Below are 16,400 nucleotides of genomic sequence, written 5' to 3'. Positions count from 1 at the left end.
GTTCATACTTGGGAGAGTAAGTAGACGCCAGTTTTTTATTTAAAGACCGTTACGAAAGTAGCGGTCTTTTTTTTTGCGTTATACCCTTTCCATTCGAACAAAGCAGTTAAAACAGCGTGTTCCGGCCCGGGGACGACTAGTCCGCACCGCTGATGGTACTGACAAAACGTTTGTCGGTTCATACTTGGAAGAGTCTCATTCCATGACGGAGTAGACGGACTGGCCGTCCGCCCAGTTTTTTATTTAAAGACCTTAGTAGCAATGCTAAGGTCTTTTTTTTGCATTATAGCAATAACCACCCCGAAGCCCGCTCATACCCAAAAATTGCAAAATTATTAAAAACGGCTTATCTTGCTTACCCTGAATAGCAATTTATGATAAGTTAACACCCCTATGCAAAATTCAAACTCAAAACTAAAACCATCGCATTATATTATTTTACTCCTTTCAATGACGCTGTTTAGTGCATGTTCTAATCCAACGAATACTAAAGAAGATTCTAGCAGTCTTAAGAAAAGTGATTCAACCTCAAAGGAGAGTAATTATTGGCTTTATGACGAAAGTGTTAACAAGATGACGTCGACTCTAATATATAATGCGAATGTATTATCAAGAAATACATTGGAGTTTAGATTTCCTTATGATGGAGGAGCAAGAGCGGCAGTGAATATCAGAAATGTGAACAAAGAAAATCAAGTCATACTTGCAGTTACTAAAGGGCAATTTAATATTGAGGACGAGCATATATCTTTATCAGTGAGATTTGACGATAAACCTGCCTTTAAAATCATTGGACGTGCATTTTCAGATGGCAGTTCTGATATGATAATATTGGATTCTACAGATACGATTGTTGAAAACTTGAGAAAATCAGATAAGTTGTTAATTGAAGCTGAATTTTATGGAGATGGTTTTAGAATAATGGAATTTGATATAAGAGGATTTGTTTGGACACATTAATGATAGAGTCTTCTATGATTTGTTGCGAGCCAATTTGTGTGTTGAAGTAACCAGTTCAAATTAATAGAAGAAGTTAAGGATTTATCCGGTGAGATGCCACTTCTACCACCAACAAAAGGATAGAAGAACCTCCTATCCTTTTGTTTTTCACTCTCAGTATTTAAATCAAATGCTTTCAATTTCATCTTCAAAAGTATCTTCATCTGTATTATAGGTCTTCGGGGCCGATTGCTTATTATTCTCTAAGCGATTATAATAATGGTCGTAGTCTTTATATCTACGGTTCCGTTCATCTTCATTGTATCTTCTTTCTCGTTCATCATAATATTCCCGGTTTCTTCGGTCGTCATAATAGCGGCGTTCTCTATCATTATAATAACGGTCGTCACTCCAGCGATGGCAGTGGCTATTACAATCATAGCCATGGCGATGGTAATGGCGCCAGCCTCTTCCTCCTCCTATAATGATGGGTGGCGGTACAACGTATACACGAGGGCTATATCCCCAGGAAAACCCGATTATAGGTGGAGGCACCACAATGCGAGGCACAATTACACGTGGAACAACCCGTACATAGGGTCTATGGTCATACCGATACCTGTGTGCTCGTCGCTGAGCATGAGTTTTGGTGACGAACAGAAAGCAAAGCAGGATGAGAAGAGCAAAGGCGTTACGTTTCATAGTTTCGTTCTTTTTTGTTAATAATGCGCTTGTATGCCTGAAGGTTGCATCAAACTATTTTTAACAAAGACAAACAAACGCCGTATTTCCCCTATGCCGCTAAAATTTTAAATGATGGATTGATTCTTATCACTAAATATTCAGCCAGTAAGTCATTTTCAGAATCAAGGCACGGTTCTTCGGAGCCCAGGCATTTACATAATAACCGGAGATGTTTTCAGCAAAATAGTTGTCAGTATATACCAGAAAAACGTCACTTACAGGTCGGAATCGCCACTGCAGGCGAGAGTTAATATTGATGTTATTCGTTTGCGTGTTATACTGGAAGAATGTACTAAAAAACAGACTCTTTGATACCGCTAATTCGGCACGTGGGCCGAGCAACCAATACTTTACACTATTATAAGGTTCAGGAAGACGGATGTCTGTAAAATTACAATCGACCGTAAAAATTCCGTAAGGCTGAAAACGGTAGGCAATGCTGCTTTCCCAGATAGTAGCGTTACCGTTGTAATATTTCCCTTTACTGAAATCAAAAGTACCGGTGAGGCTGTATCGCTGGCTACTGGTATAACCCATGTTAAAGAATCTCGAACGGTAATTTCCCACAGGTAATTCTGTTACATTTTTATAGGCGTCAGGATTCGGATTATCTGAGGCATTAGTAGGGTCAAAAGCATCAAATAAATGGGTGAATTGCCAGCTATAGGCTATGTAGGCTTCATCACCTGCCGGGCTATTGGCAAATACAAATATATTCGACTCACTATCGAGCAGTTTACCTTTCAGATCAAATACATCAGAGCCTTCTGTCCCAATCCCATAAGCATTAATATATCTGGCGATACTCTTCGACTTTGGGTTTAATATAATGGTTGCAGGGCGGTAGAGCTGCCAGATACCTGTGCGTGGCACAAAGCCAACATCGGCACGATAATTTTCGCCTATTCTCTGCACGCCGAAATTCAGATCTATGTTCGGGTGGTGATAACCCATAAAATGTGCCGCACTGGCAGCATCTTTCTTGCCGTCAGGTGAGAATGACTGGTGATAATAGGTTTCTGCCTCGAACCGACTGTCTTTTGAATAGTAATTAAATTCCAAGCCTCCTACTCTGTTGTACTTTCTATAGCCAGTGGTCTTTTCTTCACTTAAGTTACCGAACAGGTTTTCTTTATCAGTAAAAATGGCTCCGATCGTAGAGCGGTCAAGTATTTTTCTTTGTACGGTTGCCACAGAATAATTGGCTGCCGGCAGATATTTATCGTTACCATAGCTTACTCTTTTGGTCTGCATATTCATGAGGCCAATTCGCCACTTGTCGTTTAACTTACCGCTTAACCGCGCTCCTGCAAGAATAGGCACCTGCTGATTGAGGCCGGTATTCGGATTGCGGGTGATGCCTATACGGCGGGAGAAAAACGGACGGGTATCAGGAAAACCAAAGTTGCCAAAGAGGTCATTGTTTTCAAGAAAAAACTGCCGTCTTTCCGGGAAAAACAATTCAAAGCGACTCAGATTAGTGACCTGTTTGTCCACTTCTACCTGTGAGAAATCCGGGTTAACAGTTAGGTCGAGATTCAGAGAAGGGGTAACAGCAATCTTTGCGTCCAGGCCAATGCCTTTCGGGTAGTCAGCTGAGGTGCTCAATGGGCTTAGGTCTTCTTCATTTCTGGGAAAGTCTTTTTGTGCGGCCAATGAAACATAAGGTATAATGGAGACATTGGCACCGGATTGGGGCGGTTTTTCGTCCCAGATCATCAGACCCGTAAAAGCCAGATTGCTCGGAGCGAAATTACGGGGAACAGGGCTCCAGCTCGACTGCTCGTTTCTTTTCAGAACATTCCGGGTGAAATTCACGCGCCAGGTATTTTGTTCATCAGCTACCTTATAGCGAATGGTTTTGAAGGGAATCGCCATTTCAACTACCCAGTAATCGTCATAATTTCTGACATGAGAATACCACTTATTGTCCCAGAAATTAGAGATTTCTTCTCCGTTAAAAATTAATCCTTCTCGTTGCACACCATAAGGATTGGTAACAAACTGAAAGGCATTTAGCCGATCTTTGAAAGTATCCAGATTAACCGCAAATACATCACTGGTACCGGGTTCAAAATCTCTTTTGAGAGAGGCAATGGTATAGGTGTTTCTGGGTTGGTAGCAAACAGCACCTACATATACAAAATTATCATCGAAGGCAACACGCACCTCTGTTTGCAATTGGGCAAAAGAAGAATCATAGGGGCGGTTAAGAAAAAAACTCTTGGCAACGTCAGCCGTCTTCCATATTTCTTCATCTAAAAGGCCGTCCAACTTAATCGGGACTGTAGATTTTTTTATGTGGATAACGTACTTTTCTTCGTTTGGGATTTTGTTGTCCTGTGCAATCAGGTTCAAGGCACATAAGATTACTCCTAAGGCCATGCATAGTTTTGTCATAAAGCTCAATAATACGGATAGTACTCTTTATACAAAGGTACAGCTAAAAGTGCCAGCTTTCATAAAAATATCATGAAACCACATTTTTAGGCTGTCCTTGCTGAAAGGCAAGAATGTTGTCTACAGTACCTTTCAATAAGGCTTTCCGGGCTTCTACTCCTGCCCAGGCAATATGTGGCGTTATAATGCAATTCTGAGCCTTTAAAAGCGGATTGTTATGTGCTGGGGGTTCGGTCGAAAGTACATCTAAACCCGCCCCGGCAATTTTTCCGGAGTTCAGTGCCCCGGCTAAATCAACTTCATTAATCAAACCTCCGCGCGATGTATTAATTAAAATGGCAGAGGGTTTCATCAGTGCCAGTGAAGCCTGATTGATGAACCCCTGGTTATCCGTCGTGAGTGGGGCATGCAGACTTACAAAGTCACTTTCTTTCAAAAGCTTTTCAACTTCACACAACTCTACTCCTTCCATCCCGCCACGGCTTAAGTCTCTTTTATTGGCCAGCACCTTCATGCCAAATCCTAATGCGATGGCCGCTACTTTTTTACCTATATCACCCAAACCAATGATACCTAAAGTTTTGCCTTCCAGTTCAATCAGCGGAGCATGATAAAAACACCAGTCGACCGACGACGGCCATGTCTGGTCAATATTGTGAGCATGTGCTGCTACCCGGTTAGTAAAACTCAGCATCAATGCAAAAACAAGTTGTGCTACAGAGGCAGAACTATAGCCCCGCACATTAGTAACTATTACTCCGTGTTCTTTCGCAGCGGCTACGTCAACAATATTATAGCCTGTTGCAGTAACACCAATATATTTAAGATTAGGTAGCTCGCTGATGATTTCGCGTGTCAGTGCGCATTTATTTGTCAGGATAACTTCGGCGTCTTTGGCACGTTCAATGATTTGCTCTTTTGGTGTGCGGTCGTAGAGGGTAACATCTCCCAAATTATTCAGAAGAGATAAATCCAGATCTCCTAATGAATTGATCGTGTAGGCATCAAGATATATTATTTTCATGGGCTTCTTTAAGGGTTGAATAGTTTCATGCCAGGGCTTTAGAGCTTAGGCAAGTAAATTGAGAATGTCTTCTTTCGATAATGCCTTCATGAAGGTTTCTTCGGTGGTAATCAGGTTATCGAACAATTTCCTTTTGTTTTGCTGTAAGGCGAGAATTTTTTCTTCTACCGAATTACGCGTAATAAATTTATAAGTAAAGACGGTGTTCTGCTGGCCGATTCTATGCGCTCTATCGACCGCCTGCGCTTCGATAGCCGGATTCCACCAGGGGTCGAGCAGAAAAACATATTCTGCAGCGGTGAGGTTAAGGCCCAGGCCACCTGCTTTCAATGAAATCAGAAATATCTTAATGCTTTCGTCGGTTTGAAAACGGTCCACTTGTTCCTGCCGGTTAATGGTAGAACCATCGAGATAGCAATACGGAATGTTGTTTTCTTCCAGATAACGTCTGAAAATAGCCAGATGCTTTACGAACTGGCTAAAGACCAGCACCTTATGGTTTTCTTCTATAATGGTCTCTAATTTCTGCAGCACTTCTTCATCTTTACCCGAATTCCCCTCATAGTTTTCATCAATCATTACCGGGTTATTGGCTAGTTGCCTTAGTTTGGTTAAACCCTGCAATACAACCATTTGAGATTTCGCAAGCCCATCCTGTTCTATCTGTTCTAAAATAATGTTGCGGTAGTATGATTTAGCTTCTTCATAAGCTTTCTCCTGCTCTTCAGTCATGTCGCAATAATGCACGCTTTCAACTTTTGGTGGTAGCTCAGTAGCTACCTGCGACTTATGCCTGCGCAACATGAAAGGTTTTATAAGGCTGTATAAGTGTCTGATCTGCTTTTCATCCTGATGTTTCTCAATCGGTATCTGATACTCATTCTTGAAAAAGTGTTGTGTACCCAGCAAACCCGGATTAATGAAGGTCATTTGTGTCCACAAGTCCATCGTACTGTTTTCCAGCGGAGTCCCCGTCAGAATCAATCGATTGGCACTGTTCAATTGCATAACAGCTTTTGAAATATATGATGTCGGATTTTTAATAGACTGCGACTCATCGAGTATTACGTAATGAAAACGGTAATCTTTCAGGAGTTCGATATCGAGCCGCGCAATGCCGTAAGAGGTTAGAATCAAATCATAATTGTCAAATTGTTCTGTGTTTTTCTCTCGATAAGTACCGGTATAAACAAAAGCCTTCAGGTCTGGCGTAAACTTTTCAATTTCTTTCAGCCAGTTATACACCAACGAAGTAGGCATTATCAGCAAACTTGGATGTTGCGCCAACCCCATCTCTTTCTGTGACTGCAAAAATGCCAGGGTCTGAATGGTTTTCCCCAGACCCATGTCGTCCGCAAGACAACCCCCAAACTTGTATTCTGACAGGAAGCGAAGCCAGTCGTATCCTGCTTTCTGATAGGGTCGCAAGGTTGCTAACAGCCGCTGTGGGGTGTCGTATTGGTTTATCTTTTCAAAATCGCGGAGTTTTTCCAGTTTTCGGGTAATAACAGAGTGCGCCAGCCCTTCGTTGGTGAGGTCTTGTACCAGTACCAGATGATGTTTTTTCAGAATTACCTCGTCATCAATGCTTCTTTCCACAAAACTGAACAGTTCCGAATAGCGTGTAAACCATTCTTCCGGAATAACAGCTATTTGACCGTTAGGCAAAACAAACTCCCGTTTATTGGCCATAATCAGGTTTCGGAGTTTCAGAAATGGTATCTCAAATTCACCGAACTTTACTTTTGCCTGAATATCGAACCAGTCGTTTTTTTCTTCGATGTTTATCTCAATGGCCGAATACCCCAGAAAATACTGTTTCTGGCTCAGACTGTTTTCGTCTTGTTTTACCTCAAAGTTGTTCTCCTCTAATAGCTGCGCATTTTTTTGAAGCCACGAAAACGCTTGCGGTTTCGGGAATGACATCCGTCCCTGGCGCAAATCGAGTCCCCAGTCTTTCAATATTGTTATTCGCTGACGTTCAAAGGCTAAATCGCGTTTTACTTTATGGAAAATCCAGTCGTTTCCGTTCTTTTCTACATTCACATATGCTTCGGCCGAGAAACTATCGAACCTGAAAGTATAGTTACCATACTGAAAGGCCAGGTCAAAAACTATCTTGCTTTCTTTTTCCTCTTTTTCTTCTTCATCCTGATCAAACAAAGACGCCAATACTTTCTGGTTACTGTTTACTACCTCACTAATAGTCAGTATCGGTTTAGAAGTATGCCGCTCAAAACGTATTTCAAAGCCTTGTGCAAACACATCAAACTGTGCAATCAGCGGAGCAATGAATTTCTGGTAATAGGTGTCTTCAATATTACGGGGAATAATAATGTGGTTCTTGTTCAGAAAAGGCCGTAGTTTTTTGCCGTCTATCTGCTTTTCAAAATGATACAATTTATCATCAATTAGCAGCCATGCGGGTTCTTCACATAAAACACTGGCATTCTTAAACTGGAAATGTACTCTTTCGCCCTGATGCTTGATAGTAGGGAAATAATGGGTGTTTTCTTCGTTTCTTACAAAATTAAAGTAGACACGAGCGCCTTCGGGTATCATCTTCACTTCTTTCCAGGTCGGCTCCCCGTCAGTACCCATAATAAAAACCGGCTTTGCTAACAGTTTTTGCAGAATCTGGGCACGGTGTTTCTCCATGTAACTGTGAATGGTCTCCTGTAGCAGTTTATCGCCTTTTTCGGCGTCAAATACTTTCAGGAAAAAATCAAGCGAACTTATTTTACGTGTATTGAATTTCTTTAAAACAGTTTCCTGCTGAATGGCGTCTATGAGTTTTACCAGCTCAAAATCGGTTGAATCCAGTCGCTCGGCAAATTCACGGATATTTTTAGAAGATACGTTCTGATTCTGCAGGGTCAGCTCTCCTTTTCCATTAAGTTGAATGATGAAAGATTCAAACAGAAATCCCAGATACTCATGTTCAAACAATGAATATACGATTTGAAAAGGTTGTTGAGTAGATACTTTCATATTTACAAAATAGGACGCCCTGCCAGTTGGGTGCTTGGGAGAAACTTTTCTTATCTGTGTCATGGCATGGACTTTGGTCATTCTACAAACTACAAAAATGATTATAGATTAGGTGATTTGCAAGGAAAGTAGGAGATTAAAAAAAGTAGCAACACGACGAATCATGCTGCTACGGGTAAAGGGAAGAAAGATGAGGTTGTTTCTTAAATGCCTGTATAACTAAACGGAGAGATGCGACGTAATTCGTATTTTACTTTTTCGCCCACATCGAGTGTGTCGATAAACTCCTTTATTTTCTTTTCGGTTATTTTCTCATTGGTACGTGTCAGCGATTTAAGCGCCTCATAAGGTTTCGGGAAGCCCTCTCTTCGCAGTATGGTCTGAATACCCTCGGCTACTACTGCCCAGTTATCTTCCAGATCCTGGTCGATAGCTTCACGGTTAAGTTCCAGTTTATCAAGTCCTTTCAGAAGCGATTTCAAGGCAATAACTGTATGTGCCAGCGGTACACCCAGGTTTCTTAAAACGGTAGAATCGGTCAGGTCTCTTTGCAGGCGCGATATCGGTAATTTGGCCGCGAAATGCTCAAAAATGGCATTAGCAAATCCTAAATTACCCTCGGCATTTTCAAAATCAATAGGATTTACCTTGTGAGGCATGGCAGAAGACCCGATTTCACCGGCTTTTATTTTCTGCTTGAAGTAATTCATGGATACGTAGGTCCACACATCGCGTGAGAAATCTATCAGAATGTTGTTAATCCGTTTGATGTTGTCGCTCATCGCAGCTAACATATCGTAATGTTCGATCTGCGTGGTTTTCTGGCTGCGGTACAAGCCCAGCTGCTTATTTACAAAGGTGTTGCCGAACTCAACCCAATCGGTTTGCGGATAAGCCACAAAATGGGCATTGAAATTGCCGGTAGCACCACCAAACTTGGCCGAATAAGGAATGGTTTTCAATAAATCCAGTTGCTTTTCAAGGCGTTCGCAGAAAACAAGTATTTCTTTACCTAATCTGGTTGGAGAAGCGGGCTGTCCGTGTGTATGCGCCAACAGCGCAATGTCATTCCACTGTTCAGCCAGAAAATGCAGTTTCTCCACTACCTGTGTAAAAACCGGCAGTATGTTGGTATCGATAGCCTCTTTTAATGAAAGCGGGATGGCGGTATTGTTAATGTCTTGCGAGGTAAGACCAAAATGAATAAATTCTGAATACTGACTGATATTAAGCCTTTCGAATGCTTCTTTTATAAAGTACTCCACCGCTTTTACATCATGATTGGTGGTTTTCTCAATCTCTTTTATTTTGAGCGCATCTTCTTCAGAAAAGTTCTCATAAATAGCTCTTAAATCTTTATAGAGTGATTTCTGAAAGGTAGATAGTTGAGGTAATGGTAACTCAACCAAAGCAATAAAATATTCAATTTCAACCCGCACACGGTAATAAATCAACCCAAATTCTGAAAAATACTTCGCTAAATCTTCCACTTGTTTGCGGTAACGACCGTCAACAGGAGAGATAGCAGAAAGAGAATTTAAAATCATAAATATAAAATTTAACTGTAGCCAATCTTCTAATGGCAGAGATTATCAAAGGTTAAGATTGCTACAACAATAGTAGTGCATTTTAATGTGCGTATAAAGCCGGGCGAGGCTCATAACTAAGTGTAAAGGTACTGAAAGATATGGGGTATTCAATCGATATAACCAATGTAAACTAAAAATCAAATAAATGATACCATTTGCATTTCAATTTACCGGCCACTGTATTTTGTTTAATCGCTTACAAATTTAATGCTTAAATGGTAACGGAATCATTGTTCTATCAAAAAAAAAATTAAATTGCTACACTTTTCAACCTAATTCAACAAAACCTGATTAATGGAAACCTCTAACTTTATCGGAGAGCTCGTCGGTACCCTCGTGCTGATTCTTCTGGGCAATGGTGTAGTTGCCAATGTATTATTAAAAGGCTCAAAAGGTGAAAACGCCGGCTGGATAGCTATCACTGCAGGCTGGGCTTTCGGTGTTATGTCCGGCATTTTTGTGGCTCAGAAATTCGGCAGCTCTGCTGCGCACCTGAACCCGGCGGTTACAGTAGCGATGGCCGTAAAGACAGGCGACTGGTCGAACGTAGTGCCTTTTATTTCAGCACAGATTATAGGCGCCTTTTTAGGAGCGGTTCTGGTATGGTTAGCCTATTTGCCACATTGGAGCATCACAGAAGATAAAGGCGCTAAGCTGGGCATTTTTGCTACTGCCCCGGCTATCAGGCATACAACAGGAAATATTATTGCAGAGATAATTGGCACAATTGTATTAATTATAGCGTCATCATCATTTTATAGCACGCCTGATTCAGGCTATGGGCCGTTATTGGTTGGTTTTCTGGTGTGGTCTATAGGGTTGTCTTTAGGAGGGCCAACCGGCTATGCCATTAACCCTGCACGAGACATAGGCCCCCGCATAGCCCATGCTATTTTGCCGATTCCGGGAAAAGGAACCAATGACTGGGGCTATGCCTGGATTCCGATATTAGGCCCCGTGGTAGGGGGTGTTATAGCCGCCTTAATTCTGAATGCCTTTCACCTGTAGCCGGGCATAAATAATTTTCATGGTTTGAGGGGCGCATATAAACTTTTGCAGATAATATTCGTTTAAGTAGTAAAGCAGTTCTTGCAAAATAGAATTGTTCTGTTTAAATTTAAGAAACCAAAATCATTCTGGAAATGATATTGGATTATCAATTCGCCCAGCAATCAAGAACTGATTTGAGGGAGCTCAAAGAGCTTGTGAGGCACGGAGAAAACAAGCATATTGAGTTTAAGCTTAAAACTAATCATCCAGAAAAAATCATCCGTGAGGTAGTTGCTTTCGCTAATTCAGCCGGAGGTCGGCTCATTATCGGTGTCGGTGATGATAAAAGTATTAAAGGGCTCAAGTTTGCCGAAGAAGACGAGTTTATTCTGCGAAGAGCCATTGAACGGCATATTTATCCGGCTATTGAGTATGACGTGAAACACGTGCTGGTTGAAGGAGACAGGGAAGTACTGATATTTAATATACCGAAAAGCCCTTTCAAACCACATTATGTAGATCTTGACGGAATAATAGAGAATCGTCGGGCATATGTGAGAGTAGAAGATCGATCCGTACAGGCCAGTCGAGAAATGAGGGAGATTCTGAAAGGAGAGCGCAAAGGACTGAATATCAGATTTCATTATGGGGATAAGGAAAGAACACTGATGAAGTATCTGGCAGATAACAAGCATATTACCGTTGATACGTATGCGAGCATTGCCAATATTCCCCGTAAAATAGCGTCCAGAACACTAGTCGTACTTGTGCTGGCCAATGTTATAAAAGTACAACCGCACGAAGTTCAGGATTTTTTTATTGCAGCTTAGAAATACACCATATTGAGGCCGGGAATGTAGCATTTCCGGCTTTTTTATGGACAGTCTACCATTATGTACCTTGATCCAGCCTTCGAAACGAAGAAAATAGAATAAAGCAACAAGAATTTAGTATAATTTTTATAAAAGAATATAACAAGTTCGGAATCAATTTTATAACTTTGCAGTCCGAAAATTCGCGGACATTACGAAAAATTTAATAAAATATCCGATTGCCTGATTGATTCTGATTTCAGTCAATCAAACATTGGTTCTAAAAAATGGCGAAAAAAGACAAAACAGGAATTGAGATTCTTGAAAACGCAGATGCATTGAAGCAAGAGTTTGGGAAAGCAGAAGGCTTTTTGAAAAAGAATCAGGCACTGCTTACCTATGTAAGTGCAGGTATTCTGGCTATCGTACTTGGTGTTGTAGGATACAATTACTGGTCTAAATCTCAGGACGAAGAAGCACAGGTTGCCTTGTTTAATGCAGTTCATGCTTTTGAAGCTGATTCTTTGAAACAAGCACTTAATGGCACAGGTGGTAACGAAGGTTTGCTAAGTATAGCTGAAAATTATGGCTCTACCGATGCCGGCAATCTGGCCAATTTCTATGCAGGTGCTGTTTTTGTGAAACAAGGTAAATATGATGAGGCTATTGAGCACCTGAAAAAATTCAGCTCGAGTGACTTGCTTATCCAGGGTCGTGCTTATGCCTTGATTGGAGATGCATACATGGAGAAAAAGAATACCGATGATGCCATTAGTTACTATAAAAAAGCAGCCGATTACAAACCTAATAAATATTTCACACCGGGATATTTAATGAAATTAGCGGCAGCTTATGAAACAGCAAAAGATAATAAGTCAGCAATTGACGCTTATGCCCAACTTCAGGAGAAATTTCCGGAGTCAGTAGAAGTAACCAATGCGAAGAAATATAAGTCCAAACTCGAAGGCGCAGTCGGCGAGTAAAATTTGGTTATTGTTCATAATCAAAGGGATGAGCCGAATCAGGTTTATCCCTTTTTTAATAATTAATGTATCTGTTTATCAAGTATATTTAACAGTATGTCGTCAGCAAATAAAAATCTTAGCACATTCAGTACCACAGGCCTGCCTGATGTGAGCAACAAAAAATTTGCCATTATTGTAGCCGAATGGAATAGTGAAATAACAGAGGCACTTTTTGAAGGAGCTTATCAGACCTTGCTTGACAATGGTGTAAAAGCTGAGCATATCACAAGAGCAAATGTACCCGGCAGTTATGAATTAAGCTTTGGCTCGCAGATATTTGCACAAAAACCGGAAATAGATGCGGTAATTGCCCTTGGGTGTGTGATACAGGGAGAAACCAAGCATAACGATTATATTAATCATGCCGTGGCCGGTGGGCTTACCGATGTTGCATTGAAATATAACAAACCTGTTATTTTTGGGGTATTAACCCCCAATAATCAACAGCAGGCATTAGACCGCGCAGGCGGAATACATGGCAACAAAGGTGATGAGGCGGCAATTACGGCTATTAAGATGTTAGGATTACAATAAGGAAATGTCGAAAATAGTTCTCGAAACATTCATACATTCAACTCCTGAAATCTGTTACGATTTGTCTTTGAGTGTGGATTTGCATCAGCTTTCAACAGCCCAAACAAAAGAGCATGTTGTAGATGGTGTTAGAAATGGGATTATGCAGCTTGGAGAGAGTGTTACATGGAGAGCAAAGCATTTTGGTCTTTGGTTAGAACTAAACAGTAAAATTACGGAAGCCAGTAGACCTGAGTATTTTGTAGATGAAATGCAAAAAGGGCCATTTAAGTCATTAAGGCATGAGCATCATTATATAAAAGCCAATAATGGCGTTTTGATGAAAGATATTTTTATGTTTGAATCACCACTTGGTTTCCTGGGTAAAATAGCCAATTCCTTAGTGCTTGAAAATTACTTAAAGAAGTTTCTGGTAGAAAGGAATCGATGTATTAAAGAAACGGCGGAATCGGGTAGGTGGAGAGAAATATTAGGTAATTAATAAGAATAATTATTTCATATATAGTAAAACAAAACCAGAACCACAAAAAATGCAAGTTTGGAAATTTGGCGGTACATCCGTAGGGAAACCGGAGCGCATGCACTCTATTCGTACACTGATTACAGAAGATAGTCAGCGTAAGATTGTTGTTTTATCAGCCCTTTCAGGCACAACAAACGCTCTTATCTCTATCGGTGAATCTCTGAAGGCAAATAACGATACCGAAGCCATCGAAAAAATAGATGCCCTCTATGCGCATTATCAGGCTTTTATTAAAGATTTATATAAAACCGACGCAGGCTATAATGCAGGCAAAGCGATTGTAGATAAAGAGTTTAACTTTATCCGGTCGCTGGTAAATATCAAACCTTTTACATTAAAGCAGGAGAAGGAAATTGTGGCAGAAGGAGAATTGCTTTCAACACAGATGTTTGAGGCCTATCTGAAAGAAGAAGGTGTAAACTCTGCGTTATTGCCTGCCTTAGATTTCATGCTGATTGATGCCGACAACGAGCCTGTATTAAGTTTTACGGAGGATAAGCTAACGGCCATGCTTACGCAATTGTCTGATACCGGAATATTCATTACCCAGGGATTCATCTGCCGTAATCCTCGCGGTGAAGTTGATAACCTGAAACGCGGAGGTTCTGACTATACTGCTTCACTAATTGGGGGAGCCATTAGTGCAGAAGAAATTCAGATATGGACAGACATTGACGGCATGCACAACAATGATCCCCGTATCGTCAAGAGAACTTTCCCTGTGCGTGAACTGACATTTGAAGAAGCCGCGGAGTTGGCTTATTTCGGAGCAAAAATTTTACATCCAAATACCATCACACCTGCAAAAATGAGAGGAGTACCCGTGCGTTTGAAAAACACTATGGAGCCAAAGGCATTTGGCACAGTGATAGCGCATAACACAACAGAGTCTGAAATTAAAGCCATTGCAGCCAAAGACGGCATTACGGCTATTTATATTCACTCCACTCGTATGCTGAATGCCTACGGGTTTTTAACCAAAGTGTTTGAGGTTTTCGAGAAATATAAAACACCGGTCGATATGATTACAACTTCCGAAGTGTCGGTAGCTGTAACAATAGACAATTCTGAAAATCTGGACAAAATTAGTGAGGCCCTTAGCCAGATAGCCGATCTGGAAGAGCACGACCGCAACCAGACGATTATCTGTATTGTGGGTGATTTCAAGGCAGATAAGGCAGGTGTTGCCCTGAAGGTGTTAGATGCAATGAAAAACATACCTATCAGAATGATTGCCTATGGAGCTTCGGAGCACAACATTTCTTTGTTGGTTGATACCAAAGACAAAGAATCAGCCCTGAATGCTTTAAACGAAGGTTTATTTACTTTTGAATGATACTATAGAAGGCCATAAGATTTTATCTATGGCCTAATTACCAAGAATATTATGTTACAACTCAATTATATAAAAGAAAACAAACAGGCTACTATCGACGGTCTGAAGCGTAAGTATCTTAAAAATGCTGAAGAAACTGTAGAAACACTGTTGGGCATTGACCAGAAACGTCGTGAAACCCAGGCAGAACTGGATGGCACGCTGGCAAAGTCAAACGCATTGGCGAAAGAGATAGGCGGTTTAATGAAAGAGGGTAAAAAAGAGGCTGCAGAAGCCGCTAAAGCCCAAACAGCCGAATTAAAAGCGCAATCAAAAGTATTGGAAGAAGACCTGAAAGGTCTGGAAGCTGAACTGTATGAAGTATTGGTAACATTACCGAATCTACCTCATGTCAGTGTACCTGAAGGGCGTACACCAGAAGAGAATGTGAACATATTTGAGGAAGGTGCAATACCTGAGCTGCCCGAAACAGCACAACCGCATTGGGAGTTAATCAAACAATACAACATTATTGATTTTGATTTAGGCAATAAAATTACCGGAGCCGGATTCCCGGTCTATAAAGGCAAAGGGGCAAGGATACAACGTGCCATGATCAATTTCTTTCTGGACGAAGCGCTGGCAGCAGGTTATGGTGAAATTCAACCGCCGATTCTCATTAATAAAGACTCAGGTTTTGGAACAGGACAGCTACCTGATAAAGAAGGACAGATGTACCACGCCACTGCCGATGATTTATATCTGATTCCGACTGCCGAAGTACCCATCACGAACATTTATCGCGATGTAATCCTGTCAGAAAATGAGCTGCCCGTTAAAAACGTAGGTTATACGCCATGCTTCCGTCGTGAAGCCGGTAGCTGGGGTGCACACGTAAGAGGTCTGAATCGTTTACACCAGTTCGATAAAGTTGAAATAGTGCAGATACGCAAACCGGAAGAGTCGTATCAGGCACTGGATGAAATGGTAGAACACGTGAAAGGCTTGCTGAATAAACTCGAACTGCCGTATCGTATTCTTCGTTTGTGTGGCGGTGATATGAGCTTCACCTCGGCTTTGACATTCGATTTTGAGGTATACTCTGCCGCACAAAAAAGATGGCTGGAGTGTAGCTCAGTATCAAACTTTGAGGCGTATCAAGCCAATCGCTTGAAGCTGCGCTACAAGGTAGACGGCAAAACACAGTTGCTGCATACACTGAACGGATCTGCTTTGGCATTGCCTCGTATATTGGCAGCAATTCTGGAAAATAATCAGACACCCGAGGGTATCAGGATTCCAAAAGTGCTGGTGCCTTACTGCGGTTTTGATATAATTAATTGAGGTAATCAATAACTTATACAGAGAAATGCGAGGTTATTTACCTCGCATTTTTTATTGGTCTTTAAGTGCTGACAATGCTTTTTAGTCTTTAGGTGCAGCACTTATATGTTGCTACATAATTTGAACTATTCTTTAAATGGGGTAGTTTAATTATTAAAAATAAATAGTGA

At 41.1% G+C, this 16,400-nt stretch carries 13 protein-coding genes; 8 read left to right on the top strand and 5 right to left on the bottom strand.

The window, feature by feature from the left end:
- Window positions 1–393: 393 nt before the first annotated feature.
- On the top strand, window positions 394–960 hold the full coding sequence (locus AC1RRY_RS21850; protein WP_492823920.1) for a hypothetical protein: 567 nt from the start codon (window positions 394–396) through the stop codon (window positions 958–960).
- Between the two features lie 165 nt (window positions 961–1,125).
- Here AC1RRY_RS21850 and AC1RRY_RS21845 read toward each other — a convergent pair whose 3' ends face one another.
- The 5 genes from AC1RRY_RS21845 to purB all read right to left on the bottom strand — a co-directional run bounded on the left by AC1RRY_RS21845 (window position 1,126) and on the right by purB (window position 9,645).
- A complete protein-coding gene (locus AC1RRY_RS21845; RefSeq protein ID WP_492823918.1) occupies window positions 1,126–1,641 on the bottom strand; it encodes a hypothetical protein in 516 nt (171 codons plus the stop codon).
- Between the two features lie 132 nt (window positions 1,642–1,773).
- Window positions 1,774–4,083 (bottom strand): DUF5916 domain-containing protein, encoded by a 2,310-nt coding sequence (locus AC1RRY_RS21840; protein ID WP_492823916.1) that lies wholly within the window; start codon window positions 4,081–4,083, stop codon window positions 1,774–1,776.
- A 70-nt stretch (window positions 4,084–4,153) separates the two neighbouring features.
- Complete coding sequence (locus AC1RRY_RS21835) at window positions 4,154–5,107, bottom strand: D-2-hydroxyacid dehydrogenase (RefSeq protein ID WP_492823914.1); 954 nt, start codon at window positions 5,105–5,107, stop codon at window positions 4,154–4,156.
- 45 nt (window positions 5,108–5,152) lie between these two features.
- Window positions 5,153–8,098: a DEAD/DEAH box helicase gene (locus AC1RRY_RS21830; protein WP_492823922.1), complete on the bottom strand. Its 2,946-nt coding sequence runs from the start codon at window positions 8,096–8,098 to the stop codon at window positions 5,153–5,155.
- Window positions 8,099–8,301: 203 nt separating this feature from the next.
- Window positions 8,302–9,645 carry an adenylosuccinate lyase gene (gene purB, locus AC1RRY_RS21825; protein ID WP_492823912.1) on the bottom strand — a complete coding sequence of 448 codons (1,344 nt, stop codon included), beginning with the start codon at window positions 9,643–9,645 and terminating at the stop codon, window positions 8,302–8,304.
- A gap of 336 nt (window positions 9,646–9,981) precedes the next feature.
- On the opposite strand from purB, the gene AC1RRY_RS21820 reads away from it, so the two are divergent.
- From AC1RRY_RS21820 to serS, 7 genes are all read left to right on the top strand, one after another.
- Entirely contained in the window at window positions 9,982–10,695 is a 714-nt protein-coding gene (locus AC1RRY_RS21820; RefSeq protein ID WP_492823910.1) for an MIP/aquaporin family protein, read from the top strand.
- A gap of 134 nt (window positions 10,696–10,829) precedes the next feature.
- The gene (locus AC1RRY_RS21815; RefSeq protein WP_492823908.1) at window positions 10,830–11,507 is read left to right on the top strand and encodes an AlbA family DNA-binding domain-containing protein; all 678 of its coding nucleotides are present in this window, start codon (window positions 10,830–10,832) and stop codon (window positions 11,505–11,507) included.
- 269 nt (window positions 11,508–11,776) lie between these two features.
- Complete coding sequence (locus tag AC1RRY_RS21810; protein ID WP_492823906.1) at window positions 11,777–12,472, top strand: tetratricopeptide repeat protein; 696 nt, start codon at window positions 11,777–11,779, stop codon at window positions 12,470–12,472.
- 96 nt (window positions 12,473–12,568) lie between these two features.
- The gene (ribH, locus tag AC1RRY_RS21805) at window positions 12,569–13,048 is read left to right on the top strand and encodes a 6,7-dimethyl-8-ribityllumazine synthase (RefSeq protein WP_492823904.1); all 480 of its coding nucleotides are present in this window, start codon (window positions 12,569–12,571) and stop codon (window positions 13,046–13,048) included.
- Between the two features lie 4 nt (window positions 13,049–13,052).
- Window positions 13,053–13,529, top strand: coding sequence for an SRPBCC family protein (locus AC1RRY_RS21800; protein WP_492823902.1), 477 nt, complete (start codon window positions 13,053–13,055; stop codon window positions 13,527–13,529).
- A gap of 49 nt (window positions 13,530–13,578) precedes the next feature.
- Window positions 13,579–14,907 carry an aspartate kinase gene (locus AC1RRY_RS21795; protein WP_492823900.1) on the top strand — a complete coding sequence of 443 codons (1,329 nt, stop codon included), beginning with the start codon at window positions 13,579–13,581 and terminating at the stop codon, window positions 14,905–14,907.
- A 51-nt stretch (window positions 14,908–14,958) separates the two neighbouring features.
- Window positions 14,959–16,230 carry a serine--tRNA ligase gene (serS, locus tag AC1RRY_RS21790; protein ID WP_492823898.1) on the top strand — a complete coding sequence of 424 codons (1,272 nt, stop codon included), beginning with the start codon at window positions 14,959–14,961 and terminating at the stop codon, window positions 16,228–16,230.
- Window positions 16,231–16,400 lie beyond the last annotated feature (170 nt).

Source organism: Emticicia sp. GW821-FHT11C11, assembly GCF_058808615.1.
The sequence above is the reverse complement of the archived record's forward strand: the minus strand, read 5'-3'. Positions and strand labels throughout refer to the sequence as shown.

Excerpts from the sequence above, each read along its gene's own strand:
- AC1RRY_RS21850 (WP_492823920.1), top strand. The coding sequence starts at position 394 with ATGCAAAATTCAAACTCAAAACTAAAACCATCGCATTATATTATTTTA.
- AC1RRY_RS21845 (WP_492823918.1), bottom strand. The coding sequence starts at position 1,641 with ATGAAACGTAACGCCTTTGCTCTTCTCATCCTGCTTTGCTTTCTGTTC.
- AC1RRY_RS21840 (WP_492823916.1), bottom strand. The coding sequence starts at position 4,083 with ATGACAAAACTATGCATGGCCTTAGGAGTAATCTTATGTGCCTTGAAC.
- AC1RRY_RS21835 (WP_492823914.1), bottom strand. The coding sequence starts at position 5,107 with ATGAAAATAATATATCTTGATGCCTACACGATCAATTCATTAGGAGAT.
- AC1RRY_RS21830 (WP_492823922.1), bottom strand. The coding sequence starts at position 8,098 with ATGAAAGTATCTACTCAACAACCTTTTCAAATCGTATATTCATTGTTT.
- purB (WP_492823912.1), bottom strand. The coding sequence starts at position 9,645 with ATGATTTTAAATTCTCTTTCTGCTATCTCTCCTGTTGACGGTCGTTAC.
- AC1RRY_RS21820 (WP_492823910.1), top strand. The coding sequence starts at position 9,982 with ATGGAAACCTCTAACTTTATCGGAGAGCTCGTCGGTACCCTCGTGCTG.
- AC1RRY_RS21815 (WP_492823908.1), top strand. The coding sequence starts at position 10,830 with ATGATATTGGATTATCAATTCGCCCAGCAATCAAGAACTGATTTGAGG.
- AC1RRY_RS21810 (WP_492823906.1), top strand. The coding sequence starts at position 11,777 with ATGGCGAAAAAAGACAAAACAGGAATTGAGATTCTTGAAAACGCAGAT.
- ribH (WP_492823904.1), top strand. The coding sequence starts at position 12,569 with ATGTCGTCAGCAAATAAAAATCTTAGCACATTCAGTACCACAGGCCTG.
- AC1RRY_RS21800 (WP_492823902.1), top strand. The coding sequence starts at position 13,053 with ATGTCGAAAATAGTTCTCGAAACATTCATACATTCAACTCCTGAAATC.
- AC1RRY_RS21795 (WP_492823900.1), top strand. The coding sequence starts at position 13,579 with ATGCAAGTTTGGAAATTTGGCGGTACATCCGTAGGGAAACCGGAGCGC.
- serS (WP_492823898.1), top strand. The coding sequence starts at position 14,959 with ATGTTACAACTCAATTATATAAAAGAAAACAAACAGGCTACTATCGAC.